This window comes from Nonomuraea sp. NPDC050404, assembly GCF_040655495.1.
Taxonomy (GTDB): Bacteria; Actinomycetota; Actinomycetes; order Streptosporangiales; family Streptosporangiaceae; genus Nonomuraea.
In genome coordinates, this window is sequence record NZ_JBFAKB010000020.1 from 213,453 (window position 1) to 236,975 (window position 23,523).

Annotated in this window: 22 protein-coding genes; 16 read left to right on the forward strand and 6 right to left on the reverse strand. The window is 71.6% G+C overall.

Going from position 1 to position 23,523, the window contains the following annotated elements:
- Positions 1–39: 39 nt before the first annotated feature.
- Positions 40–1,056, reverse strand: a complete 1,017-nt coding sequence (locus AB0I81_RS43205) for a CoA ester lyase (RefSeq protein ID WP_360670247.1) — start codon at positions 1,054–1,056, stop codon at positions 40–42.
- Entirely contained in the window at positions 1,053–2,228 is a 1,176-nt protein-coding gene (locus AB0I81_RS43210; RefSeq protein ID WP_360670250.1) for a CoA transferase, read from the reverse strand. Before AB0I81_RS43210 ends, AB0I81_RS43205 begins: the two co-directional genes overlap by 4 nt.
- 68 nt (positions 2,229–2,296) lie before the next feature.
- On the opposite strand from AB0I81_RS43210, the gene AB0I81_RS43215 reads away from it, so the two are divergent.
- Positions 2,297–2,950, forward strand: a complete 654-nt coding sequence (locus AB0I81_RS43215; protein WP_360670252.1) for a GntR family transcriptional regulator — start codon at positions 2,297–2,299, stop codon at positions 2,948–2,950.
- Positions 2,951–2,972: 22 nt separating this feature from the next.
- On the opposite strand, the gene AB0I81_RS43220 is transcribed toward AB0I81_RS43215, so the two are convergent.
- Positions 2,973–3,809 carry a Scr1 family TA system antitoxin-like transcriptional regulator gene (locus tag AB0I81_RS43220; RefSeq protein WP_360670255.1) on the reverse strand — a complete coding sequence of 279 codons (837 nt, stop codon included), beginning with the start codon at positions 3,807–3,809 and terminating at the stop codon, positions 2,973–2,975.
- A 136-nt stretch (positions 3,810–3,945) separates the two neighbouring features.
- On the opposite strand from AB0I81_RS43220, the gene AB0I81_RS43225 reads away from it, so the two are divergent.
- Complete coding sequence (locus tag AB0I81_RS43225) at positions 3,946–4,671, forward strand: hypothetical protein (RefSeq protein ID WP_360670258.1); 726 nt, start codon at positions 3,946–3,948, stop codon at positions 4,669–4,671.
- Positions 4,668–5,378, forward strand: a complete 711-nt coding sequence (locus AB0I81_RS43230; RefSeq protein WP_360670260.1) for an HAD family hydrolase — start codon at positions 4,668–4,670, stop codon at positions 5,376–5,378. The genes AB0I81_RS43225 and AB0I81_RS43230 overlap by 4 nt, the downstream gene beginning before the upstream one ends.
- On the opposite strand, the gene AB0I81_RS43235 is transcribed toward AB0I81_RS43230, so the two are convergent.
- A complete protein-coding gene (locus AB0I81_RS43235) occupies positions 5,379–6,152 on the reverse strand; it encodes an inositol monophosphatase family protein (RefSeq protein ID WP_360670263.1) in 774 nt (257 codons plus the stop codon).
- A gap of 86 nt (positions 6,153–6,238) precedes the next feature.
- On the opposite strand from AB0I81_RS43235, the gene AB0I81_RS43240 reads away from it, so the two are divergent.
- Complete coding sequence (locus AB0I81_RS43240) at positions 6,239–6,979, forward strand: GntR family transcriptional regulator (RefSeq protein ID WP_360670266.1); 741 nt, start codon at positions 6,239–6,241, stop codon at positions 6,977–6,979.
- Between the two features lie 228 nt (positions 6,980–7,207).
- A complete protein-coding gene (locus AB0I81_RS43245) occupies positions 7,208–9,445 on the forward strand; it encodes an alpha/beta fold hydrolase (RefSeq protein ID WP_360670269.1) in 2,238 nt (745 codons plus the stop codon).
- A 3-nt stretch (positions 9,446–9,448) separates the two neighbouring features.
- Here AB0I81_RS43245 and AB0I81_RS43250 read toward each other — a convergent pair whose 3' ends face one another.
- Positions 9,449–10,438: an aldo/keto reductase gene (locus AB0I81_RS43250; RefSeq protein ID WP_360670272.1), complete on the reverse strand. Its 990-nt coding sequence runs from the start codon at positions 10,436–10,438 to the stop codon at positions 9,449–9,451.
- Positions 10,439–10,469: 31 nt separating this feature from the next.
- Positions 10,470–10,940 carry a hypothetical protein gene (locus AB0I81_RS43255; protein WP_360670274.1) on the reverse strand — a complete coding sequence of 157 codons (471 nt, stop codon included), beginning with the start codon at positions 10,938–10,940 and terminating at the stop codon, positions 10,470–10,472.
- A 206-nt stretch (positions 10,941–11,146) separates the two neighbouring features.
- Here AB0I81_RS43255 and AB0I81_RS43260 point away from each other — a divergent pair, with 206 nt between their 5' ends.
- From AB0I81_RS43260 to AB0I81_RS43310, 11 genes are all read left to right on the forward strand, one after another.
- Positions 11,147–13,072 (forward strand): beta-L-arabinofuranosidase domain-containing protein, encoded by a 1,926-nt coding sequence (locus AB0I81_RS43260; RefSeq protein ID WP_360670277.1) that lies wholly within the window; start codon positions 11,147–11,149, stop codon positions 13,070–13,072.
- Positions 13,069–14,757 carry an ABC transporter substrate-binding protein gene (locus tag AB0I81_RS43265; protein ID WP_360670280.1) on the forward strand — a complete coding sequence of 563 codons (1,689 nt, stop codon included), beginning with the start codon at positions 13,069–13,071 and terminating at the stop codon, positions 14,755–14,757. The genes AB0I81_RS43260 and AB0I81_RS43265 overlap by 4 nt, the downstream gene beginning before the upstream one ends.
- 2 nt (positions 14,758–14,759) lie before the next feature.
- The gene (locus tag AB0I81_RS43270; protein WP_360670282.1) at positions 14,760–15,695 is read left to right on the forward strand and encodes an ABC transporter permease; all 936 of its coding nucleotides are present in this window, start codon (positions 14,760–14,762) and stop codon (positions 15,693–15,695) included.
- Entirely contained in the window at positions 15,695–16,690 is a 996-nt protein-coding gene (locus AB0I81_RS43275; RefSeq protein ID WP_360670285.1) for an ABC transporter permease, read from the forward strand. The genes AB0I81_RS43270 and AB0I81_RS43275 overlap by 1 nt, the downstream gene beginning before the upstream one ends.
- Positions 16,687–17,499, forward strand: a complete 813-nt coding sequence (locus AB0I81_RS43280; protein WP_360670288.1) for an ABC transporter ATP-binding protein — start codon at positions 16,687–16,689, stop codon at positions 17,497–17,499. The genes AB0I81_RS43275 and AB0I81_RS43280 overlap by 4 nt, the downstream gene beginning before the upstream one ends.
- On the forward strand, positions 17,496–18,308 hold the full coding sequence (locus AB0I81_RS43285) for an ATP-binding cassette domain-containing protein (protein WP_360670291.1): 813 nt from the start codon (positions 17,496–17,498) through the stop codon (positions 18,306–18,308). The genes AB0I81_RS43280 and AB0I81_RS43285 overlap by 4 nt, the downstream gene beginning before the upstream one ends.
- Positions 18,305–19,579 carry an alpha/beta fold hydrolase gene (locus tag AB0I81_RS43290; protein WP_360670294.1) on the forward strand — a complete coding sequence of 425 codons (1,275 nt, stop codon included), beginning with the start codon at positions 18,305–18,307 and terminating at the stop codon, positions 19,577–19,579. Before AB0I81_RS43285 ends, AB0I81_RS43290 begins: the two co-directional genes overlap by 4 nt.
- Positions 19,572–20,900 (forward strand): aminopeptidase P family protein, encoded by a 1,329-nt coding sequence (locus AB0I81_RS43295; RefSeq protein WP_360670297.1) that lies wholly within the window; start codon positions 19,572–19,574, stop codon positions 20,898–20,900. The genes AB0I81_RS43290 and AB0I81_RS43295 overlap by 8 nt, the downstream gene beginning before the upstream one ends.
- Positions 20,897–21,787 (forward strand): dihydrodipicolinate synthase family protein, encoded by an 891-nt coding sequence (locus AB0I81_RS43300; RefSeq protein WP_360670300.1) that lies wholly within the window; start codon positions 20,897–20,899, stop codon positions 21,785–21,787. The genes AB0I81_RS43295 and AB0I81_RS43300 overlap by 4 nt, the downstream gene beginning before the upstream one ends.
- A gap of 55 nt (positions 21,788–21,842) precedes the next feature.
- A complete protein-coding gene (locus AB0I81_RS43305; RefSeq protein ID WP_360670303.1) occupies positions 21,843–22,622 on the forward strand; it encodes an LLM class flavin-dependent oxidoreductase in 780 nt (259 codons plus the stop codon).
- Positions 22,623–22,837: 215 nt separating this feature from the next.
- Positions 22,838–23,353: a hypothetical protein gene (locus AB0I81_RS43310; RefSeq protein WP_360670306.1), complete on the forward strand. Its 516-nt coding sequence runs from the start codon at positions 22,838–22,840 to the stop codon at positions 23,351–23,353.
- Positions 23,354–23,523: the final 170 nt, after the last annotated feature.

Genomic DNA, 23,523 nt, shown 5'->3' on the forward strand with positions numbered 1-23,523 from the left:
CGCCGCCGGCCGAACGGCCGGACGAATCGCTGCCTGCGGTCAGTTGCCGGAATCCGGCGGGTCGGTCTCGCGCGGGGCCGCACCCGCGTCGCCCGAGACCGGCGGGTCGGTGAGGTGGCGGCTCAGGGCCACGGTGCGGCGGGCCCTGGTGACGATCGGGGCGTCCACGAAGCGGCCGTCGGGCAGCGCCACCGCGCCGATCCCGGCCCGCTCCGCCTCTTCCGCCGCCGCGACGATCTCGGCGGCCCTGGCGGTCTCCTCCTCGGTCGGCCGGAAGGCGCGCCTGATCACGGGGATCTGGCGCGGGTGGATCGCGGTCCTGCCGAACAGCCCGAGCCCGCGGCCCGCCCGGCAGGAGGCCAGCAGGCCGGCCTCGTCCTTGACGTCCGGGTAGACGGACATCGGCACCGGGCTCAGCCCGGCCGCCGCGGCGGCCAGGACGATCTGCAGCCTGAGGTGGTTCATGGCCTGCTCGTCGGTGATCGCCAGCTCGGCCGCCAGGTCCTGCTCGCCCAGCGCCACGCCCGCCACCCGCGGATGCGCGGCGATCTCGCGGGCGGCGACGATCCCGGCCGCCGACTCCAGCAGCGCGTACGCGGGCGCGCCACCGACCAGGTCGAGCACGGACACCGACTCGACCTTCGGCAGCCGTACGGCGTCGGCCAGATCCCCGACGGCGGCCAGATCCTCGCGCCCGCGCCCGCTGGCCGCGTCATTGACCCGCACGTGCACCTCGGGCCCGGAGGCACCCGCCCCGAAACCCGCGCCGCTCCCACCGAAACCCGCGCCGCTCCCACCGGAGCCCGCGCCGTCCCGGAGCGGCTGCGCGGCCGCCCGGCGGTCGCGCAGGTCGCTCAGGTAGGCGACGGCGTTCTGCCGGGCCTCGTCCTTTCGCACGGGCGCGACGGCGTCCTCCAGGTCGATGATGACCACGTCGGCGCCGGAGGCCATGGCCTTGTCGAACCGCTCGGGGCGGTCGCCGGGCACGTACAGCCAGGTCACGGGGATGTTCGGGCGGCTCATGGGGGCCTCCGGCCGGATCTCGGGGGTGTTCACGCGATCACCCCGTCCTCGCGCAGCGCGGCGATCCGTTCGCCGGAGTAGTCCAGCTCGCCGAGCACCTCGTCGGTGTCGTGGCCGAGCGTCCGCCCCGCCCAGCGGATCTCACCGGGCGTGTCCGACAGCCGGAACATGACGTTCTGCATGGTGACCGAGCCGAACTCCTCGTCCGGCACCTCCACGAACGTGTTCAGCGCCGCGTACTGAGGGTCCCGCGCCGCGTCGGTGACGTCGTAGATGGGCGCGATCGCGGCCTGAACCTCCTCGAACCTGGCGATGACCTCCTCGGCGTCGCGCTCGGCGATCCAGGAGGCGACGGCCTCGTCCAGCTCGTCCACGTGTTGCACCCGGCCGTGCCCGCTGGCGAACCAGGGCTGTTCGACCAGGTCGGGCCGCCCGACGAGGGTGACCACGCGCTCGGCGATGGGCTGGGCGCTGGTGGAGATCGCCAGCCAGCGGCCGTCGCGGGTGCGGTAGGTGTTGCGCGGCGCGTTGCTGCTGGAGCGGTTGCCGGTGCGCTCGGCCACGATCCCCAGCGCCTTGTACGCGCTCATCTGCGGCCCGAGCAGGCTCATGATCGGCTCGATGATCGCCATGTCGATGACCTGGCCGCGCCCGGTGCGTTCGCGGTTGTGCAGGGCGAGCATGATCGCGTACGACATGGCCATGCCCGCGATGCCGTCGGCCAGGGCCAGCGGCGGCAGCGTGGGCGGGCCGTCCGACTGCCCGGTCATGGCCGCGAACCCGCTCATGGCCTCGGCGAGCGTACCGAACCCAGGGCGCTTGGCCATCGGCCCGAACTGCCCGAACCCGGTCATCCGCGCCACGATCAGCCTCGGGTTGATCTCCAGGAGGTCGGCGGGGTCGAGGTTCCAGCGTTCCAGGGTGCCGGGGCGGAAGTTCTCGATCAGCACGTCGGACCGCCCGACCAGGCGGCGCAGGATCTCCTGCCCCTCGGCCCTGGACAGGTCCACGGCCGCGGCGCGCTTGTTGCGCGACAGCGTCTTCCACCACAGGCCGGCGGCGCCGTGCCCGCGTGAGGGGTCGCCGCGGCGGGGATGCTCGATCTTGACCACGTCGGCGCCGAAGTCGGCCAGCATCATGGCGGCGGAGGGACCGGCGAACAAAGTCGCCGCGTCGATGACCCGCAGGTCGTCGAGGCTCGTCATGAGTATGTAACTTATAAGAAATATGTCATAGGTCAAGGACACGACTGATCTGCGAGACACTTGAGGACATGTCACCCAGCGAGCCGCGGCCGCCCATGAGCAAGGCCGACTACGTCTACAGCGTGCTCCTAGAGGACATCCGCACCGGGCAGATCCCCGGGGGTACGGCGCTGCGGGCCGGCGAGGTGGCCAAGCGCCTCGGCGTCTCCGTCACGCCGGTGCGCGAGGCGCTACGCCGGCTGGAGAAGGACCGGCTGATCAGCTACGAGGCGCACCACGGCGCGACCGTGGTGGATCTGGGCGATGAGGCGGTGGCCGAGTACTACGGGCTGCGCTCGGTCGTCGAAGGGCTGGGCGCGCGACTGGCGGCGGCCCGGATCACCGCCGAGGAGCTGGCCGGGCTGCGCGAACTGCACGCCTCGATGGCCGACGACTTCGCGCACGGCCGGCACGACCGGCTCGGCGAGCAGAGCAGGCGCTTCCATCTGGGCATCGTGGACATCGGCGGCCCCGCCTTCCTGGGCGGGCACGCCCGCTCGGTGCGCAACAGCTTCCCGGTGCCGGCCGAGGCGTCGTTGTGGCTGGACGAGACGCAGGTCAAGGCGCAACTTGAGGCCCACGAGGGCATACTGAACGCGCTGGAGTCCGGCGACGGGGAGACGGCGGAACGCATCATGATCGACCACGTGCGCCTCGCCGGCGAGTTCCGCCAGCACCACTGACTGCCGTCATAACGGGTCAGGGTCAGGCGGGAAGGGTCATGCGGATCTCGTTCAGCACGCCGGCCGTGACCTCGACGGGCAGCGCCGACAACGACAGCCGCGCGAACGCCTGCTGGTGCTCCTCAACCCGCCGCCGGTCCTCGATCACGATCGGGGCGTGCAGCAGGTGCAGCACCAGCGCGTCCGGACGGTCCCGGCCGGCGAAGCGCAGCAGCGTGAACGGCGGCCCCTGGTAGAGGTAGCCCGACTCGCGAACGGGCCGGGCCACCTGCACGGCGAGGTGCGGCTGTTTGACCGCCTTGGCGAGCGCGTCGAGCTGGTCGATCCGGTCCTCCGACCGGCCGAGCGGCGGATCCAGCAGCGCCGGCCGGTCGAGCACGGCCCACAGGTGCGGCCCCCGGTGCCGGTCGAGCACCCGCTGCCGGACCGCGACCAGCCCGGCCGCGCGCGCGGCCTGCTCGTAGGTGGCGCCGGCCGGGAGCGCGGCCAGCGCCGCCGACAGGGCGTAGGCGGGGGTCTGGAGCAGCGGGGGGACCTGCTGCGGGCAGTACGTGTAGACGATCTCCGCCTGGTCCTCCAGTTCCAGGAACGCCGACAGCCGCAGCGGCACCCCGGGGGCGTCGTACCAGCCGGGGATCCGTTCCTCACGCAGCAGCGACAGCAGGCGCGGCGTGTGCTCGCCCTCCCCGTACAGCTCAAGGAGGGTGCGTACGGTCCCCTCGCGCGGCGCCACGAGCCCGTGCTCGATGCGGAAGATCGTGGAGGTGTTGAGCCCGGCGGCCTGCGCCGCGGACTTCATCGACAGCCCGGATCCGGTGCGCAACGAGGAGAGCCGGGCTGCCACAACGCTTAACTGCATACGTCTGTCACCGCCATCGATGACAAATATCAGCGTTTACACCTGGTCTATTGCAACCGAGTGACGGGTGATGCACGATTGCCACTCTAGTGGTCTGACACGTAATGCATATGCCAATCGGAGAGGCAGAAGAACTGTGGCGGACGCGTGGATACTCCATCCCGACTACCGGACTCCTCCGGCCCCCACAGACCTTGGCATCGCCCCCGGACCGTGGCGGCACCCCGACGGCGGCCAGATCATGAACGGCACCTACGAGCGTCCCCTCGCCAAGCGCAGGGTCGAGGTCGTCACCGTCTGGTACGGCTACCCCCTCAGCCACTGGCGCGGCCCGCGCATGCCGCGTTTCAGCAGCCCGATGGTGTCGGCCTGGAACCCGGTGCTGGCGCAGGGCCTGGCCGTCGATCCCCGGTCGCCGGCACCCTATCGCGACGAGTTGTGGTGTGACCGGTGGATCGCCGAGGCCCTGTTGTACGGGCGCAAGCCGTACGGGGCCTTCACGCTGCCCGCCGACGAGGCGATGCGCTGGTTCGGCAAGAGCGGCGGCACGAACCTGGTCTACCATGCCCAGGTGGACGATGATCTGGTGCGGGTGGTGGCGGGCACGTCGGAGCGTTACGGGCAGCTCTTCGACCTCGACGCGCTGATCGCCGACTATCGGGAGGCGCTGCCACGGGATCTGGCCGAGCTGGAGGCGGAGGCGCTGGAGGCGCACCGGGCCCACTCCCCCGCACTGCACTACGTGCTGAGCGAGGACGCCGAGACGCTGTTCGCGCAGGCCCCGCTGTCGGTACGCGGCCTCACCCTCGGCTACCCACCCCGGGAAACCGCGGCCCGCATCACCACGGAAGCCGCCAAATGACCGATCCCCTGCTGTACGGGATCAAAGGGGTCCTGTTCGACCTTGACGGCACCCTGTTCGACCACCGTTCCGCCGCCGACGCGGGTATAGCGGCCTGGTTCGCCGACCGTTTCCCCGGCCATCCGCGCCAGGACGAGGCGGCGGGCATCTGGGCCGCGCTGGAGGTGCCGTACCTGGCGATGTGGCAGTCGGGCCGGTGCACGGTGCAGGAGCAGCGCCGCCTGCGCTTCGCCGCGCTCTGCGAGCAGCTCGCCGTCCCCGCCCCCGACGACCTGGACGCCGCCTACGCCGAGTTCGCCGCCCGGTACCGGCAGAGCTGGGCCGCCTTCCCCGACGCGGCCGGGACGGTGGCGGCGCTGGGCGGGTTCGCGCTCGGAGTCCTGACCAACGGCGCGCAGCGGATGCAGGAGGAGAAGGTCCGTACGATCGGGCTGCACGGCCTGGTCGGCCCGGTGCTCACGGGCGAGACCCTGGACGGCCACTTCAAGCCCTCCCCCGCCGCCTACACGGGCGCCGCGGCGGCGCTCGGGCTGGCGCCGCGGGAGGTGCTGCTGGTGGGCGACGACGTCACCAACGACGTGACGGGACCGGCGGTGACCGGGATGCGCTCGCTCTGGCTCGACCGCCTCGGGGCCGAGCGGCCACCCGCCGGTTTCCCCAGGATCACCTCGCTGAAGGAACTGGCGCCTCTGCTGACCGGGGGTTGATCAGCGCGGCGCCACCTCCGCCAGCGCGGAGGACCCGAGGTCGAACCCGCCCACGTGGGCAAGGTAGTCCCCCTTGGCCAGCGGGTCCCCCAGGTAGACGCCGCCCGCGGCGCGCACCAGCAGCGCTCCGGCCGCCACGTCCCACGGGTTGGAGCGGGTGCCGTAGGCGGCGTCGGACCAGCCCGCGGCGACGTGGGCCAGCTTGAGCGCCGCGCTGCCGACCTTGCGCACCGCGGCGAAGGATTCCAGGAAACGGCCGTAGCGGCGCAGCGCGTTGTCGCCGTCGGTGTCCAGGTCGAGCGGGGTCGGGTAGCTGGACAGCAGCATGGCCTCGCGGTCGCCGGTCGCGCCCCGGCTGTTGATGGGTTTGCCGTTGCACCAGGCGCCGTCGGCGGTGGCGGTGAACTCGTCCTCGCGGATGGGGTCGTACACGATGCCCGCCACCAGTTCGCCGCGCAGGGCGACGCCGATGGAGACGCAGAAGAACGGGATTCCCGCGGCGAAGTTGGCGGTGCCGTCGATGGGGTCGACGTACCAGACGATGTCGCCGGTGCCGGTCGTGCCGCCCTCCTCGCCCACGATCGTGCTGTACGGGGTGCGGCCGTCGATGACGGCGCGGATGACCTCCTCGCAGGCGCGGTCGTGCTCGGTCACGGGGTCGTGGAAGTCGCGTTTGGTGGCCACCTGCGGCCGGGATCTGAATGCGGCGCGCAACCGGGGGCCGACGGCTCTGGCCGCCTCGGTGGCGGTGTCGAGCAGGTATGTCACGTCCATGCCTTCACCTCTACCTCCTGCACGCCCGCCGCACACGTCACTGTGTGGTTTGTCATGACATTCTGACCTCGGTTAAGCTGATCAGCATGACCGCGAACCTGGCCATCGACCTGGACCGATCCAGTCCCGTGCCGCTCTATTTCCAGGTGGCCGAGCAGATCGCCGAGGCGATCCGCAGGGGCGATCTGACCCCGGGCTCGCGGCTGGACAACGAGATCCTGCTGGCCGACAAGCTGGGGCTGTCCAGGCCGACGATCCGGCAGGCGATCCAGTACCTCGTGGACAAGGGCCTGCTGGTGCGCAAGCGCGGCGTCGGCACCCAGGTGGTGCACGGGCAGGTCAAGCGCTCGGTCGAGCTGACCAGCCTCTACGACGACCTGCGCAGGGCCGGGCAGGAGCCGGCCACGCAGGTGCTGAAGCTGGAGTCGCGGCCGGTGGAGGAGGAGATGGCCGGCGTCCTGGGCGTGCGGCCCGGCTCGGAGATCCTCTACCTGGAGCGGGTGCGCTTCGCGGGCGGCGAGCCGCTGGCGGTGCTGCACAACTGGCTGCCGCCGGGCCTGGCCCAGCTCACCGCCCCCGACCTCGAGGGCCGCGGCCTGTACGAGCTGCTGCGCGGGGCGGGCGTGCGCATGCGGGTGGCCAACCAGCGCATCGGCGCGCGGGCGGCCACCCAGTCGGAGGCCAGGCTGCTGGAGGAACGTCGCGGCGCGCCGCTGCTGACGATGATCCGCACCACGTACGACGACCAGGGCAGGGCCGTCGAGCACGGCTCGCACATCTACCGGGCCTCGCACTACTCCCTGGAGGTCACGCTCATCGAGCGCTGAGCCCGGGTGGTGGGGCCAGCCCCACCCCCACGGGTGGCGAACTCCCACCCCGCCCGGTGGGCCGACGCCCATGGAGACAGATCCCCCGCGCCGCGAGGCTGGAAAGGTCCGATCAGAACGAGCTGATCGAAGCGGATGCGAGGGTGACGTGATCGAAGTCAGGGGACGGAGCCTGCGGTACGGCCGCACGCTCACCGGGAGCGGGGCCGGTTCACGGGAGGCGGTCCGATGATCGACGCGATCGCCTCGGAGTGGCTGAAACTCCGCTCGCTCCGGTCCAACCTCTACCTGCTGGCCTGCTCGGTGGCGGCCGTCCTGGCCTGCGCCGGGATCGCGTTCATGATCGGCCGCGGGTTCGACAACCAGACGGCCGACGAGAGGATGGCCTTCGCCGGCAACGGGGACGGCCTCGGCAACGGCATCGCGGTCGCCTACCTGGTGTTCGCCCTGCTGGGCGCCCTGACGATCACCTCCGAGTACGGCACCCGGATGATCCAGGCGAGCCTGACGGCCGTGCCGCGCCGGCAGGTGCTGCTGCTGGCCAAGGTGCCGGGCCTGGCCGCGGTCGCGCTGGTGGCGGGTCAGGTGCTGGCCTTCGCCATGCACGCGGCCTCGATGGCGGCGCTCGGCGACCGGGCCGGGCAACTGCTGCGCGACGGGGCGACGCTGGGCACGCCGCTGTCGGAGCCGGGCGTGCTCGCCTCGGTGATCGTCGCCGGGCTGTCGATGGCCGCGGTCGCGCTGATCGGGCTCGGGGTCGGGGCGGCGGTCCGTTCCACCGCCGGGGCGCTGGTGGTGCTGGCCGTGCTCATCGTGGTGCTGCCGACGGTGGCCAAGACGCTGCCCATGCCGCTGCGCGCGCAGGCCGGCTCGTACATGATCGAGAACCTGCCGGCGCAGATCGCCGGGGTGGGCGGCGGCATCCTGCCGCCCGCCGCCGCGGCGGGCCTGCTGATCGGGTACGTGATCGCCGCGCTGACGGCGGGCGCGACCGTGATCGCGCTGACCGGCCGCCGGGTCAGGGTGCTGGCGCTCGGCGTCGCCGCGACCGTCCTCGTCTCGGCGGTGCCCGCCGCCGCGGCCGGTGCGCCGGCCTCCGGCCGGTCCACGCTGGCCTGGGCGGACTGCGCGGACGAGACCCTGGTCGGGGAGATGCGCTGTGCCTCGGTCAAGGTGCCGGTGGACTGGGCCAAGCCGTCAGGGCGGAAGATCGACCTGACCGTCGGCCTGCTGCCGGCCACCGGCGCCCAGCGCCGGATCGGCACCGTGTTCGCCGTCCCCGGCGGGCCGGGCGGCTCGGGCCTGGAGGACATGAGCAAGGCCGCAGGCAGCTACGGCGAGCTGCGCGAACGATTCGACGTGGTCAGCGTCGAGCCTCGCAACACCATCGACAAGGGTGTGCTTTCCATCGACTGCCTCCTCTCCGGGCCGTGGATCGTCTGGCCTGACAGCCCGGCCGAATACGCCGAGGTGGGCAGGCGCAACCGGGCGGCGGCGGAGCGATGCCGGGCCGCCGACCCCGAGTTCTTCGACAACATGGATTCGGCCTCCGTGGCACGGGACATGGAGGCGATCAGGATCGCGCTGGGTGAGGAGAAGCTGAGCTTCATCGCCACCTCCTACGGCGGCCGGCCCGCGATCGGCTACTCCCGGCTGTTCCCCGGCCGGGTGCGCGCGATGGTGTTCGACGGTGCGGGCAGCCCGACGAAGGACCGCACGCAGAGCTGGCTCACCTTCGAGGAGTCCTTCGCCCGCTTCACCGCCTGGTGCGCGAAGTCCACCACCTGCGCGCTGCACGGCCAGGACGTCAACAAGGTCTGGCGGGAGCTGATAGCTCGGGCCGACCGCCTCCCTGTGCCGGTCAGGGGGGAATCGCGGCGGGCCGCCTACAGCGGCTTCGACATCAAGCACGCCGCCGGCCCGAGCTTCAAGCAACCGGGCGCCGAGCCTGAGTTCCCCCGATGGAAGGAACTCGCCGATGCGATCAAGCGGGCCGCCGGCGGTGACGCCTCCGGGTTCGCCGACTACGTCCGGCCGGTCATGAAAAGCCCGAAAGTTCCGTCAACGGTCGGTATGAACATGACCCACTGCCTCGACGGCAAGGGATACCGCGACTACCGGGATTACCAGAAGAAGCGCCGCGAAGGTGAGCGCCTGCTGCCGACCATGGCCGGGAGCGAGCTCTGGCACGATCTCGGCTGCGTCGGCTGGCCCACCCCCGCCACCAACCCGCCCACGTCGCTGCCCGCCCAAGGGCTGCCGCCCTACCTGGGCGTCGGCTCCTGGACGGACGCCGACGAGTCCGAGGACATCGTGCGGCGGGTGCCCGGCTCGGTCACGGTCCAGTACCAGTGGCACGGCCACGGCCTTTACAACGCCGGGGTCTCCTGCATCATCTCCCAGGTCAACCGCTATCTGATCAGCCTGCGCGTGCCCGCGCCCGGCACCGTGTGCCCCAAGACCTGACGGTCAGCGTTCGCTGTCGAGGGTGGACATCATCGCCTCGGGGTAGCGCGTGCCGGCGGCGGCGCCCGCCGGCACGGCGGCGTCGATGGCGGCCAGTTCCTCGGGTGTCAGCCTCACGTCGAGCGCGCCCAGCGCCTCACTGAGCCGTTCGCGGCGCCGCGCCCCGACGAGCGGCACGATGTCCTCGCCCCGCCCGAGCACCCAGGCGACGGCCAGCTGCGCGACCGTGATGCCCCTGGCTTCGGCCGGCGTCCGCAGCGCGTCCACCAGGGCCAGGTTGTGGGCGAGGTTGTCACCGGAGAAGCGAGGGCTGTGGGCGCGGAAGTCACCGGCGCCGAGCTCGCGGTCCTTGCTCCAGTGCCCGCCCAGCAGCCCTCTGGCCAGCACCCCGTACGCGGTCACGCCGACCCCGAGCTCGCGGCAGGCGGGCAGGACCTTGTCCTCGATCCCCCGGCTCAGCAGCCCGTATTCGAGCTGGACGTCGGCGATCGGGTGCACGGCGCAGGCGCGCCTGATGGTCTCGGCCCCGGCCTCGGAGAGCCCGATGTGCCGGACGCGTCCCTTCTGCACCTCCTCGGCGATGGCCCCGATCGTCTCCTCGATGGGCACCGCCTGGTCCACCCGCGAGATGCGGTAGATGTCGACATGGTCGGTGTCCAGGCGGCGCAGCGTGTAAGCCAGCGCGGTCTTCACGGCGGCGGGCCGGCCGTCGTAGCCGAGCCAGCCGCCGTCGTGGTCGCGCTGCGCCCCGAACTTCACGCTGATCTGTACGGCGTCGCGCGGCCGCCCGCGCAGCGCCTCGGCGATGAGCAGCTCGTTGTGGCCCATGCCGTAGAAGTCGCCGGTGTCGAGCAGGGTGATGCCGGCGTCGAGCGCGGCGTGGATGGTGGCGATCGACTCGGCCCTGTCGGCCGGCCCGTAGAAGTCGGACATGCCCATGCAGCCGAGCCCGAGCGCGGACACGACAGGCCCGCCGGTTCCCAGAGTTCTCATGGGACCAGTATGGCCATTGGAATGACAGATTTCAATTTTTGTCAGCCGCGCGCACCAGCCGGTCGAAGTCGGCGCGGGAGGCGACGCGGACGAACCTCAGGTGCCCGTTGGCCGGGTCCGCGGCGGCGCGGGCGTACTCCTCGCTGAAGGAGGCGTGCTTGGTCCAGGCGTAACGCAGGATCGACTCGTCCTTGTCGAGCAGGAAGCGGAAGGACTCCTTGTTGCCGTTCCACAGTTCGGCGCCGGTGGCCATCCGCCGCAGGGTCCTGGCCAGGAGCCGGCGCATGACCGTGTGCCTGGGCAGGTCGAAGTAGACCACGGTGTCGGCGCGCGCCCACACCAGGTCGCGCACGCCGGAGTAGTTGCCGTCCACCACCCAGCCGTCGGCGGCGGTGAACCGATCGACTTCGGCGCGAAACTCCTCCCTCGGGCGGGGCGTCCAGCCCCGCATGTGAAAGATCGAGTCGAGTTCCAGCCAGGGCACACCGAGGCGCGCGGCCACCTGCTCGGCCAGCGTCGACTTACCGGAACCACTACAACCCACCACAGATACGCGTCGCACGCGCGCCAATCTAGCGGTCGGCGCACCAGGCCCGAATCGGGATTTCGGGCAGGTTACTTTCTCCCAGAACCCGTCCGGAACCCTTGGCAACACACCTCCCGGACACCTAAGGTTCAGTGCAATGCCACACATTACTGGGAAGGGCCATGACGTCTAAGCAGGTCAAGCCGCTGGTCGGCGCCGTACGCACCGCCTCGGGAGCCGTACGGCCGCTGTCGGGAGTGCGCATCACCGGTGGTCTGCTGCACCACTGGCAGCACCGCAACGGCACGGCCACGATCCCGCACACCATCGACCGGCTCCGCGAGGCGGGCAACGTCGCCAACCTGAGCCGGCTCCTGGAGGACGAGGCGGCGCGGCCGTACCGGGGCCGGTACCCCTTCCTGGACACCGACCTGTACAAGACCCTCGAAGGTCTGGCCTACGAGCTGGGCGACGGGCACGCGGCGGAGCCGGTGCGGGAGTTCTACGAGGAGGTCGTCGGCCTCCTGGAGCGGGTGCAGGCCGAGGACGGCTACCTCAACTCCTACTTCCAGGACCCGGCCTCCCCCAAGAAGCCGTGGGAGGACCTGGCCTGGGGGCACGAGCTGTACAACCTGGGCCACCTCATCCAGGCCGCCGTCGCCGCGGCGCGCCGGATGGGCGACGACCGGCTGCTGCGCGTGGCGCGGCGCTTCGCCGACCTGGTGGTGGAGCGGTTCGCGGACGGCGGCGTGTGCGGGCATCCCGAGGTGGAGATGGCGCTGGTCGAGCTGTTCAGGGAGACCGGCGAGCGGGCCTATCTGGACCTGGCGGGCGCGTTCGTGGACCGGCGCGGCTCCGGCCAGCTCAAGCACAGCATCTTCGCCGGCGACTACTTCCAGGACCACGTGCCCTTCCGCGAGCTGCCGTCGGTGACGGGGCACGCGGTGCGCATGACCTACCTGGCGGCCGGCGCGGCCGACGTCTTCCTGGAGACCGGCGACCGGTCGTTGTTCGAGGCGCTGGAGCGGCTCTGGGACGACATGGTGGCGACCAAGCTGTACATCACGGGCGGGCTGGGCAGCCGCCACTCCGACGAGGCCATCGGCGACCGGTACGAACTGCCGTCCGAGCGCGCCTACAGCGAGACCTGCGCGGCCATCGCCGTCATGCAGTGGGGCTGGCGGATGTTCCTGGCCACCGGCGGCGCCAAGTACCTCGACGTGTTCGAGCGCGTCCTCTACAACGCCTACGCCGTGGGCCTGTCGGCGGACGGCAGGGCCTTCTTCTACGACAACCCGCTGCAGCGCCGCCCCGACCACGAGCAGCGCAGCGGCGCGGAGGCGGGCGGCGAGCCGCTGCGCCGCGCCTGGTTCGGCTGCCCCTGCTGCCCGCCGAACATCGTGCGGTGGATGGCGCAGCTAGCCGACTACGTGGCGGCCGAGCGGGACGGCGCGCTGCTGATCGCCTCCTACACTCCGGCCCGGATCGAGTCCGCGGCGCTGGACCTGGCGATGGAGACCGGCTACCCGTGGGACGGCGAGGTGCGGCTCACGGTCGGGCGCGCCCAGGACGACGCCTGCGAGCTGCGGCTGCGCGTCCCCGGCTGGGCGCGCGGCGCGAGCGTCACCGTCAACGGCGAGCCCTTCGACGCCGAACCGGCCGGCGGCTGGCTGAGCGTCGAGCGCCGCTGGTCGGCGGGCGACGAGGTACGGCTCACGCTGCCGATGCCGGTCCGCGCGCACGGCTCGCACCCCCACCTCGACGCCACCAGGGGCGCGGTCAGCCTGGCGCGCGGCCCGCTGGTCTACTGCGTGGAGCAGCACGACAGCCCGGACACCGCCGTGGACGACCTGGTGGTCGGGGTGCCCGAAATCCTCGGCGCGAGCGTCGGGCGGCGCGAGGATGCGGTCGTGCTGAGCGTGGCGGCCGGCATCGCCGCCCCGCACTCCGCGCAGCTCTATCCCGAGCTGCCGCTCGAAGAGGCGCTCCCGGAGGCGGCGGCCACGGCGACGTTCCTCCCCTACTTCCTCTGGGGCAACCGCGGCCCCGAAGCCATGCGGGTCTGGGTCAGGACCCCGAACGTAACCAACGGAAAGAAGGCGACATGAGGAGATCGGCGGCGCTCGCGAGCGTCTCGATGACCGCCGTGCTGGCGCTCTCGGCGTGCGGCGGTGGCGGGGCGGCTCAGGCCCCTGGCGGCACCGGCGCGACCGGCTCGGGAGCGGCCCCCGCGAAGGGCGGCACGGTGCATGTTCTGGCCAACGCGGACTTCTCGCACCTGGACCCGGTGCGCGGCTTCGACGGTGGGGTGAACAACTTCTACCGGCTCATCTACCGGGGGCTGACGACGTTCGGCGCGGCGCCGGGCGCCGAGGGCACGAAGATCGTGCCCGACCTCGCGACCGACACGGGCAAGCCGTCCAAGGACGCCAAGACGTGGACGTTCACGCTGAAGGACAACATCTTCTTCGAGGACGGCACGCCGATCACCAGCGAGGCGGTCAAGTTCGGCTTCTCGCGGGCCTTCGACCCGGAGGCGGGCATCGGCTCGCCGTACGGCAAGCTGCTGCTCGACGCGCCCAAGGACTACCAGGGGCCGTACCTGTCGGGTGACCTCGACACGATCGAGACGCCGGATGACAAGACGGTCGTCATCCACCTCAAGAAGCCGTACGCCGACCTCCCGAGCGCGCTGGCGCTGGCGAACTTCACCCCGTTCCCCAAGGGCACCGGGGCGGGCGCGGCGTTCGACAGCAAGCCGATCGCCAGCGGGCCGTACAAGGTGGCCTCCTACCAGCGCGGCGTGTCGCTCAAGCTTGAGCGCAACCCGCAGTGGAAGCAGGAGACCGACACCGTGCGTACGGCCAAGCCGGACGCGTTCGAGTGGACGTTCGGCCTGGACCCGGCCACGATCGACGAGCGCATGCTGGCCGGCCAGGGCACCGACGCCGACGCGCTCGGCCAGAGCATCCAGGCGGCGACGGTGGCGCGGGTGCAGACGCCGCAGATCAAGGCGCGCACGTTGGCCGGGCTCAACGGCTGCACCACGTACATGGGCATGAACATGACCAAGAAGCACCTGAAGGACGTGCGGGTGCGCCAGGCGATCGCCCACGCGATCGACAAGGACACCATCGTGGCGGCGATGGGCGGGTCGCTGCTGGCGGAGAAGGGCTCCTCGATCCAGCCGCCCACGGTCGCCGGCCGGGTGGAGTACGACCCGTACCCGTACAACGTCGAGCAGGCCAAGAAGCTGCTGGCCGAGGCGGGCGTGTCGGGCGGGCTCACGCTGACCCTGGACACCCGGGCGCAGCCGAAGATGGCGGCGGTCTCGGTCGCCATCCAGGAGGCGCTCAAGCAGGTGGGCATCGACGTCAAGATCAACAACATCGACACCTCGACGTACTACGAGGTCATCGGCACCCCCGCCAAGCAGAACGACATGGCCGTGACCGGCTGGTGCCCCGACTGGGCCTCCGGCGCGACGTTCCTGCCGCCGCTGTTCGACGGCCGCAACATCACCACCAAGGGCAACTCCAACCTCGCCCAGATCAACGACAAGGCCATCAACGACAAGATCGACGAGATCGCCGCGATGACCGACGTCGAGCAGGCCAACGCGGCCTACGGCGAGCTGGACAAGCAGATCATGGAGCAGGCGCCGGTCGTCCCGCTGGCCTACGAGAAGCTCATCCTGGTCAACGGCTCGAACATCGCGGGCGCCTACCAGACCAACTCCTACTCCGGCGGCGTCGACCTGGTCTCCGTCGGGCTGGCGAAGCCGACGAAGTAGTCATGACCGTCGCAGCTCATCCAGAGCAGGTGGCGGGCGGCACGCCCGCCACCTCGGGCCGGCGCGTCCTGCGCGCGCTGCTGCGTGATCGGGGCGCCGTGCTCAGCGGCGCCTACCTCGCGCTGATCGTGCTGATGGCGCTCGGCGCGCCGCTGATCAGCGCGATCACCGGGCACGGCCCCAACGACTTCAACACGGCCGCGGTCAACACCGACCTGGGCGGGGTGCCCCACGGTGCACTCGGCGGGATCAGCGCCGAGCACCCGCTGGGCGTCGAGCCGCAGAACGGCCGCGACATCCTGGCGCGCATCGCCTACGGCGCCCGCGTCTCCCTGATCATCGCCGCCTCCGCCACGGCGCTCACCACGCTGCTCGGCGTGGTGCTGGGCATGCTGGCCGGGTTCTACCAGGGCTGGGCGGACCAGGTGATCTGCCGGGTGATGGACTTCCTGATGGCCTTCCCCGCGCTCATCTTCATGATCGCGATCCTGTCCGCGCTGCCGCAGGGCAACCGGCCGGTGCTGCTGGTCGTGGTGATCAGCGTGTTCGGCTGGCCGTACCTGGCGCGGGTGGTGCGCGGGCAGACGCTCACGCTGGTGAACAGGGAGTTCGTGGAGGCCGCGCGGGCCTCTGGCGCCTCCACGGGGGCGCTGGTGTTCAAGGAGATCCTGCCGAACCTGCGCAGCTCGCTGATCGTGATGGTCACCCTCGCCGTGCCCGGCTACGTCGGGACCGAGGCGGGGCTGTCGTTCCTGGGGGTCGGCGTCACGCCGCCCACCCCGTCGTGGGGTCAGATGATCGCCAGTTCGGTCGGCTGGTACGCCGTCGACCCGATGTACTTCGTGATCCCCGGCGCGTTCCTGTTCCTCACGGTGCTGTCGCTGACCGTGCTCGGCGACCGGATCCGGGCCGCCTTCGACGCGGGGGAGGCGTCCTGATGGCGCGTTACGTGATCGGCCGCCTGGCCGGCGTCGTGGTGGTCCTGTTCCTGGTGTGCCTGTTCACGTTCGTCCTGTTCTTCACCCTGCAGCCGGACCCGGCGGTGATGATCTGCGGCAAGACGTGCACGCCGGAGCGCATCGACCAGATCCGCGACGTGCTGGGGCTCAACCTGCCGTTCCTGACCCAGTTCTTCGGCTTCCTCGGCGGCATCTTCGCCGGGCGCGACTACGGCGAGGGCGCGAACCTCGTGCACTGCGCCGCGCCGTGCCTGGGCTACAGCTTCCAGACCAACCAGTCCGTGATGGACATGGTGGTGGAGCGGCTGCCGATCAGCGCGACGGTCGCGATCGGCGCGGCGGTGTTGTGGCTGCTCATCGGGATCGCCGCCGGGCTGCTCAGCGCGGTCAAGGAGGGCACCTGGTGGGACCGCACGGCGATGGGGCTGGCGCTCGGCGGCTCCAGCATCCCCAACTACGTGCTGGCCCTGGCCCTGCAGTACGTGCTCGTGGTGCAGTTGCAGGTGCTGCCGTTCCCGCAGGCCGTGGCGTTCTCCGACGACCCGGTGGTGTGGTTCCAGTCGTACCTGATGCCGTGGCTGGTGCTGGCCACCGGCTACGCCTGCCTGTACGCCCGGCTCACCCGCGCCAACGTCATCGACACGCTGGCCGAGAACTTCATGCGCACGGCCAGGTCCAAGGGCCTGAGCCCGGCCCTGACCATGCGCAGGCACGCGCTGCGGCCGGCGCTGACGCCGATCGCGACGATCTTCGGCATGGACTTCGCCGGCCTGCTCGGCGGCGCGCTGATCACCGAGACGGTGTTCGGGCTGAACGGCGTGGGCAAGATGGCCGCCGACGCCATCGCCAAGAACGACCAGCCGGTCATCATGGCGGTGACCCTGCTGGCCGCGTTCTTCGTGGTGGTCGGGAACGTGGTGGTGGACCTCGTCTACACGAGGCTGGACCCGAGAGTGAGGATCACGGCCCGATGAGCGAACTGCTGGAGGTGGACAACCTCACCGTCACCTTCCCGACCACGCGCGGCCCGGTGGACGTGGTCAAGAACGTGTCGTTCACGGTAGGCGGGGACGAGACGGTCGGCATCGTCGGCGAGTCGGGCTCCGGAAAGTCGATGACCAGCCTGGCGATCATGGGACTGCTGCCCAAGGGCGCCAGGACCACCGGCAGCATCCGGCTGGACGGCGCCGAACTGCTCGGCCGGCCGGACCGGGAGTTGCGCGGGCTGCGCGGCGAGAGAATGTCGATGATCTTCCAGGATCCGCTGTCGTCGCTGAACCCGTACTACACGGTGGGCCTGCAGATCGAGGAGATGTACCGCGCGCACCGCGACGCCTCCCGCAAGGCGGCGCGCAAGGTCGCGATCGAGGCCCTGACCCAGGTGGGCCTGCCGGAGCCGGAGCGGCGGGTGGACTACTACCCGCACCAGTTCTCCGGCGGGCAGCGACAGCGCGTCATGATCGCGATGGCGCTGGTGTGCGAGCCCGCGCTGCTGATCGCCGACGAGCCGACCACGGCGCTGGACGTGACCGTGCAGGCGCAGATCCTGCGCCTGCTGGCCGACCTGCGGCGGCAGAGCGGCACCGGCATGGTGTTCATCACCCACGACCTGGCCGTGATCAGCTCGATCGCGACCCGCGTGCTGGTGATGCGGCGCGGCGAACAGGTCGAGTACGGCACCGCCGAGCAGGTCTTCGCCGAGCCCCGCCACGACTACACCCGGATGCTCCTGGAGAGCATCCCGCGCATCGACGACCACGTGGACGGGGAGGTGACCTCGTGACCCTTTTGCGGGCGCGGAACCTGACCAAGCGGTTCGTCGCGCGCGGACCGCTGGGCGCCAAGGCCGAGTTCACGGCGGTGGACCAGGCGAGCTTCGAGGTACGGCTGGGCGAGACGCTGGCCGTGGTCGGCGAGTCCGGCAGCGGCAAGTCCACCACCGCCCGCATGATCGCCAAGCTGATGGACCCGACCGAGGGCACGCTGGAGTTCGAGGGCACGGACGTCACGCACGCCAAGGGCGCGGAGCTGGCCAGGTTCCGCTCCAACGTGCAGGTCGTCTTCCAGGACCCGTTCTCCTCGCTCAACCCCCGCCACACCGTGGAGCGCATCCTCATGGCGCCGCTGCTCTACCAGGGCATCGCCCCCAAGGGCGGCAAGCGGGCGCACGCCAAGGAGCTGATGGAGCGGGTCGGGCTCAACCCCGACCACTCACTGCGCTACCCCTCGCAGTTCTCCGGCGGCCAGGCCCAGCGCATCGGCATCGCCCGCGCGCTGGCCGTCAACCCCCGGCTGGTGATCTGCGACGAGGCGGTCTCGGCGCTGGACGTGTCGGTGCAGGCGCAGATCATCGAGCTGCTGCGGCGGCTGCAGCGCGAGAGCGGCTTCAGCTACGTGTTCATCGCCCACGACCTGGCCGTGGTACGGCAGATCGCGCAGCGGGTCGCGGTCATGAGCAAGGGCCGGATCGTCGAACAGGGCACCACGGAGCAGGTGTTCGGCGACCCGCAGGAGGAGTACACGCGCACGCTGCTGGCGGCCATCCCGCGCATCAACCCCGAGTGGGACCGCCGCAGGAGGGAGAACTCTTGATCACCGCGACGTACACGATCCCCGGCATGCGGGTGCGCGACCACGCCGAACGGGTGCCGCTCGACTGGTCCCGCCCCGGAGAGACGATCACGGTGTTCGCCCGCGAGCTGGTGGATCCGGCCCGCGACGGCGAGGACCTGCCGTGCCTGCTCTACCTTCAGGGCGGCCCCGGCGGCAAGGGGCCGCGCCCGACCGGCACCTCGGGCTGGCTGGGGCAGGCGCTGGAGAAGTACCGGGTGATCCTGCTCGACCAGCGCGGCACCGGCCGCAGCTCACGCATCGACGGCGGGGTGATGAGCGCGCTCGGCGCGGAGGAGGGCGCGGAATACCTGGCGCGCTTCCGGGCGGACTCGATCGTGGCCGACGCCGAGCACCTGCGCAAGACCGTGTTCGGCGGCCGGCGCTGGTCCACGCTCGGGCAGAGCTACGGCGGCTTCCTGACGCTGACGTACCTGTCGAACGCCCCCGAAGGGCTCAGCGCCTGCTACGTGACCGGCGGCCTGCCCGCGCTCGACCCCGACGCCGCCGAGGTCTACCGGCGCACCTACCCCAGGGTCGCGGCCAAGAACGCCGAGTTCTACCGCCGCTACCCGCACCACGAGGAGACGACCGCGCGGCTGGCCGACCGGCTGGCCGGGGGCGACGTGCTGCTGCCCGACGGCGACACGCTCACCGTGCGCCGGCTGCAGTCACTGGGCATCGACTTCGGCATGAAGCCCGGCTACGAGCGCATGCACTGGCTGCTGGACGAGTCCGAAGGGCTGCCTGAGACGTTCCTGCACCAGGTGCTGGCCCGCTCCTCCTACGCCGACAACCCGCTGTTCGCCGCGCTGCAGGAGAGCATCTACGGCTGCGGGCCCGGCGCGACCGCGTGGGCGGCGCAGCGCGAGCGCGCCGCGCATCCGGCGTTCGCCGAGGACGCCAGGCCGCTGCTGTTCACCGGGGAGATGATCTATCCCTGGATGTTCGAGGAGATCCGCGCGCTGCGCCCCTTCCGCGCCGCCGTGGACCTGCTCGCGCAGCGGACGGACTGGCCGCCCCTGTACGACACCGACCGGCTGGCCGCCAACGAGGTACCGGTCGCCGCCGCCGTCTACTTCGACGACATGTACGTCGACTCGGGCCTGCAACTGGACACCGCCGCCAGGGTCGGCAACACCCAGGCCTGGGTCACCAACGAGTACGAGCACGACGGCATCGGCGACGACCGCGTCTTCGCCCGCCTGACCAAGCTCGTACGCGACACCGGAGGAGGCATCGCCGATGAGTGACGGCAAGCTGCCCAGACTCGCGGAGATCCCCGCGTTCAACGACTACATCGCCCAGGGCTGGGACTCCCCCGCCCGCGAGCCCCAACTGGTGCCGGGCGCCGCCGCCGCGGCCGCCGCCCACCGCGCCCGCCTGGCCGAGGCCCTGCCCGGCCGCACGGTCGTGGTGTCGGCCGGTCAGGCCCCGGTCCGCAGCAACGACACCGCCTACGACTTCCGGGTCGACAGCGACTTCTACTGGCTGACCGGCTGCGCGGTGGAGAAGGCCGTCGCGGTCGTACGGGACGGCGCGGCCACCGTCTACCTGCCGCCGCCCGCCCGCCCCGGCGAGACCGGCTTCTTCGCCGACGCCGCCTACGGCGAGTTGTGGGTGGGCCCGTCGCCGTCCCTGGCCGAATGGTCGGCCGCGCTCGGCGTCGAGGTGCTGCCGCTGGCGGACTTCACCGACCCCGGCGCGCCCGCCGACGACGTGCGCCGGGTGCTCGCCGAACTGCGCATGATCAAGGACGAGTGGGAGGTCGCGCAGCTGCGCGAGGCCGTGGACCGCACGGTCGAGGGCTTCGCCGCCGTACTGGCCGAACTCCCCGCCGCCGTGGCGGGCGGGGGCGAGCGCTGGCTGCAGGGCACCTTCGACCGGTACGCCAGGACGCACGGCAACGGCCCCGGCTACGCCTCCATCGTGGGCAGCGGCCCGCACGCCCCCACCCTGCACTGGGTGCGCTGCGACGGCCCGGTCCTGGAGGAGGAGGTGCTGCTGCTCGACATGGGCGTGGAGACCCGCTCCCACTACACCGCCGACGTCACCCGCACCTTCCCCGTCTCCGGCGCGTTCAGCCCTGCCCAGCGGCAGGTGCACGACCTGGTCGAGCGCGCCCACCGGGCCGGGCTGGCGCAGGTGACGCCGGGCCGCCCGTTCACCGCCTTCCACCACGCGGCCATGGAGGTCATCGCCCGCGGCCTGCACGACTGGGGGCTGCTGCCGGTGTCGGTGGACGAGGCCCTGTCGGACGCCGGTCAGCACCACCGCCGCTACCTGATCTGCGGCATCGGCCACCACCTGGGCCTGGACGTGCACGACTGCGCGCAGTCCAGGCCCGAGGCCTACCAGGGCGCGCGGATGACACCGGGCATGGTGCTCACCGTCGAGCCCGGACTGTACTTCCACGCGCACGACCGCACGGTGCCGCCGGAACTGCGCGGCATCGGCGTGCGCATCGAAGACGACCTGCTGGTGACGGCGGACGGCGCGGAGAACCTCTCGGCCGCGCTGCCCATGGACGCCGGCGGGCTGGAGAACTGGACCAAGGAGAAGAAGAACGTATGACCATCCCCGTCTGGCACGGCGTGCACGTCGCGACCGCGCTGCCCTTCCACGACGACCTGTCCGTGGACTACGACGCCTACGCCGAGCACGTACGGTTCCTGGCCGAGGGCGGCTGTGACGGCGTCTGCCCCAACGGCTCGCTCGGGGAGTACCAGACACTGACCGACGAGGAGCGCGCCCGCGTGGTGCGCACCGCGGTCGAGGCCGCGCCCGACGGTTTCCACGTCATGCCCGGCGTGGCCGCCTACGGGGCCGCCGAGTCGCGGCGGTGGGCCGAGCAGGCGGCCGAGGCGGGCGCCGCGTCGGTGCTGCTGCTGCCGCCAAACTCCTACCGGGCCGACCGCGAGGCCGTCGTCGGCCACTTCCGCGAGGTCGCCAAGGCCGGGCTGCCGGTCGTGGCCTACAACAACCCGATCGACACCAAGGTGGACCTGACGCCCGAACTGCTGGCCGAGCTGCACGCCGAGGGGCTGATCGTCGGGGTGAAGGAGTTCAGCGGGGACGTGCGCAGGGCGTACGAGATCGCCGAGCACGCGCCGGGCCTCGACCTGCTGGTGGGTTCGGACGACGTGCTGCTGGAGCTGGGCATCGCCGGTGCGGTGGGCTGGATCGCCGGGTACCCGAACATGATCCCGCAAGCCACGGTCGAGCTCTACCGCCTGGCCGTGGCCGGGGACGTGGCCAAGGCGCTGCCCCTCTACCGCGACCTGCACCCGCTGCTGCGGTGGGACTCCAAGACCGTGTTCGTGCAGTCGATCAAGTTGTCGATGGACCTGGCCGGGCGCAAGGGCGGCGCCTGCCGTCCGCCGCGCGTCGCGCTGGCGCCGGAGCAGGCCGAGCAGATCACCCGTGAGACGCGGGAGGTGCTCGCCAAGGGCTACCGCTGATCTCATCCCGCTCCCGTCCCCGCTCCTGTCGGGGCGGGAGCGTAGGGTGGGGCCCATGGTGCACTATGCCGTCGGGCTGCCGAACGTAGGTGAGTTCGGGGACCCTGAGGTGCTGGTCGAGCTGGCCGTCGCGGCCGAGGAGCACGGCTGGGACGGGGTCTATCTGTGGGACCACCTGCTCTATCACGATCGTGACTGGCCGGTGGCCAGCCCGACGGTGGTGTTGTCGGCGATCGCCGCCCGTACGCGGCGGATCAGGCTCGGTGTGCTGATGGCGGCCCTGCCGCGGCGCCGGGTGCAGATGGTGGCCAAGGAGAGCGCCACGCTGGACCGGCTGTCCGGCGGGCGGCTGGTGTTCGGCGCGGGGCTCGGGTCGATGGACGAGGAGTACACCGACTTCGGCGAGGACCCCGATCTGAAGGTTCGCGCGGCCAAGCTGGATCGTGGCCTGGAGGAGCTGACCCGGCTGTGGGAGCGGTTGCCGCCCGTGCCCGCGCAGCGGCCGCGGATCCCGATCTGGTGCCCGGGGCGGTGGCCGACCCGGGCAGGGTTCCGGCGGGCCGCCCGGTGGGACGGGGCCATGCCCACCTTCCAGGACTATGGGCAGGAACGGCCGGTTCCTGTTGACGAGTTCGCCCGGGTGGTGGACTTCCTGGGTGAGGAGAGGGGCTCGCTGGACGGGTTCGACATCGCGCTGGAGGGGCGCGCCGCCGACGGCCTGGTCGATGGGTACGTGGCGGCGGGCATGACCTGGTGGGTGGAGGCCATGGGGTGGTGGCGCGGCGGCGTACGAGACGCCCGCGAGACCGTGACCGCAGGGCCGCCACGCGGCTGAATCGGCGCCATGAGACCGTGACCGCCAGGCCCGCCGCGCGGCTGAGTCGGCGCCATGAGACCGTGACCGCCAGGCCGCCACGCGGTTGAGTCGGGGCGCCCCTGGATGCCCCGCCGCCTGCCCCGGCCATGGCGGGTGGCCTGGTGGCGTGGCACGTCGCGGTGCCGTGAGAGACTGCCTCGGTCCTGAAGCCGAGTTCCGGAGTTGCCTTTCCCGTGCGTGTCAGCGTCGCCGTCTGTGTTCCGATCTTGTTCTGCCTGGCCGCGTGTGGTCCCTCGGCGCCGCCGTCCGCCGCTCCCTCGGCCGCCGCGTCACCCGCGCCTCAGCCGACCACCGCCACCGCCACCGCCACTGCCGAGCCGCCGGCCAGCGCCGAGCCATCGGCCACGGTTGAGCCGCCGGCCACGGCCCGCACGCTGGAGCCGTCGGCGCGGGAGTCGCCGAGCCGTCCGGCGCTCGCCGGGCCCAAAACCGTGTGCGGGCAGGTCAAGGCGGCGGACGGCTCCCTGGCGGCCGTCGCGGTGCACCGGGGCCGGGCCGACTGCAAGGAGGCGGTGCGCGTCCTGCGCGCCTACTACCGCCCGCAGACCGCCAAGCAGGGCACCGCCGGGATCGCCACCGTGTCCGGCTGGGAGTGCGCCAGTAACACCGCCGCCGAGACCATGCGCTCCGGCAGGCTCACCTCATGTCGCAAGGCCGGCACGACGATCGTCGCCGACGTCATCCCCTGACCGGCCGCCCCTCCCCCAGCGCGCTTGTTGCCGCGCAACACCGTTCCCGCGCCCCCGTGCCGTAACTTGAATGCGCTTATCGTGAACGGCGCGTGAATTCTGCCGTACGGTCATCTTTCACCGGCCCAGGCCCCGCAATCCCGATCCCATAATCCCTGTCATGGGGGTTA

What these genes read in the sequence shown, in the direction of transcription:
- AB0I81_RS43210 (WP_360670250.1), bottom strand. Translation starts at nt 2,228, where the DNA reads ATGACGAGCCTCGACGACCTGCGGGTCATCGACGCGGCGACTTTGTTC.
- AB0I81_RS43215 (WP_360670252.1), top strand. Translation starts at nt 2,297, where the DNA reads ATGTCACCCAGCGAGCCGCGGCCGCCCATGAGCAAGGCCGACTACGTC.
- AB0I81_RS43220 (WP_360670255.1), bottom strand. Translation starts at nt 3,809, where the DNA reads ATGCAGTTAAGCGTTGTGGCAGCCCGGCTCTCCTCGTTGCGCACCGGA.
- AB0I81_RS43230 (WP_360670260.1), top strand. Translation starts at nt 4,668, where the DNA reads ATGACCGATCCCCTGCTGTACGGGATCAAAGGGGTCCTGTTCGACCTT.
- AB0I81_RS43235 (WP_360670263.1), bottom strand. Translation starts at nt 6,152, where the DNA reads ATGGACGTGACATACCTGCTCGACACCGCCACCGAGGCGGCCAGAGCC.
- AB0I81_RS43240 (WP_360670266.1), top strand. Translation starts at nt 6,239, where the DNA reads ATGACCGCGAACCTGGCCATCGACCTGGACCGATCCAGTCCCGTGCCG.
- AB0I81_RS43245 (WP_360670269.1), top strand. Translation starts at nt 7,208, where the DNA reads ATGATCGACGCGATCGCCTCGGAGTGGCTGAAACTCCGCTCGCTCCGG.
- AB0I81_RS43250 (WP_360670272.1), bottom strand. Translation starts at nt 10,438, where the DNA reads ATGAGAACTCTGGGAACCGGCGGGCCTGTCGTGTCCGCGCTCGGGCTC.
- AB0I81_RS43260 (WP_360670277.1), top strand. Translation starts at nt 11,147, where the DNA reads ATGACGTCTAAGCAGGTCAAGCCGCTGGTCGGCGCCGTACGCACCGCC.
- AB0I81_RS43265 (WP_360670280.1), top strand. Translation starts at nt 13,069, where the DNA reads ATGAGGAGATCGGCGGCGCTCGCGAGCGTCTCGATGACCGCCGTGCTG.
- AB0I81_RS43270 (WP_360670282.1), top strand. Translation starts at nt 14,760, where the DNA reads ATGACCGTCGCAGCTCATCCAGAGCAGGTGGCGGGCGGCACGCCCGCC.
- AB0I81_RS43275 (WP_360670285.1), top strand. Translation starts at nt 15,695, where the DNA reads ATGGCGCGTTACGTGATCGGCCGCCTGGCCGGCGTCGTGGTGGTCCTG.
- AB0I81_RS43280 (WP_360670288.1), top strand. Translation starts at nt 16,687, where the DNA reads ATGAGCGAACTGCTGGAGGTGGACAACCTCACCGTCACCTTCCCGACC.
- AB0I81_RS43295 (WP_360670297.1), top strand. Translation starts at nt 19,572, where the DNA reads ATGAGTGACGGCAAGCTGCCCAGACTCGCGGAGATCCCCGCGTTCAAC.
- AB0I81_RS43300 (WP_360670300.1), top strand. Translation starts at nt 20,897, where the DNA reads ATGACCATCCCCGTCTGGCACGGCGTGCACGTCGCGACCGCGCTGCCC.
- AB0I81_RS43305 (WP_360670303.1), top strand. Translation starts at nt 21,843, where the DNA reads ATGGTGCACTATGCCGTCGGGCTGCCGAACGTAGGTGAGTTCGGGGAC.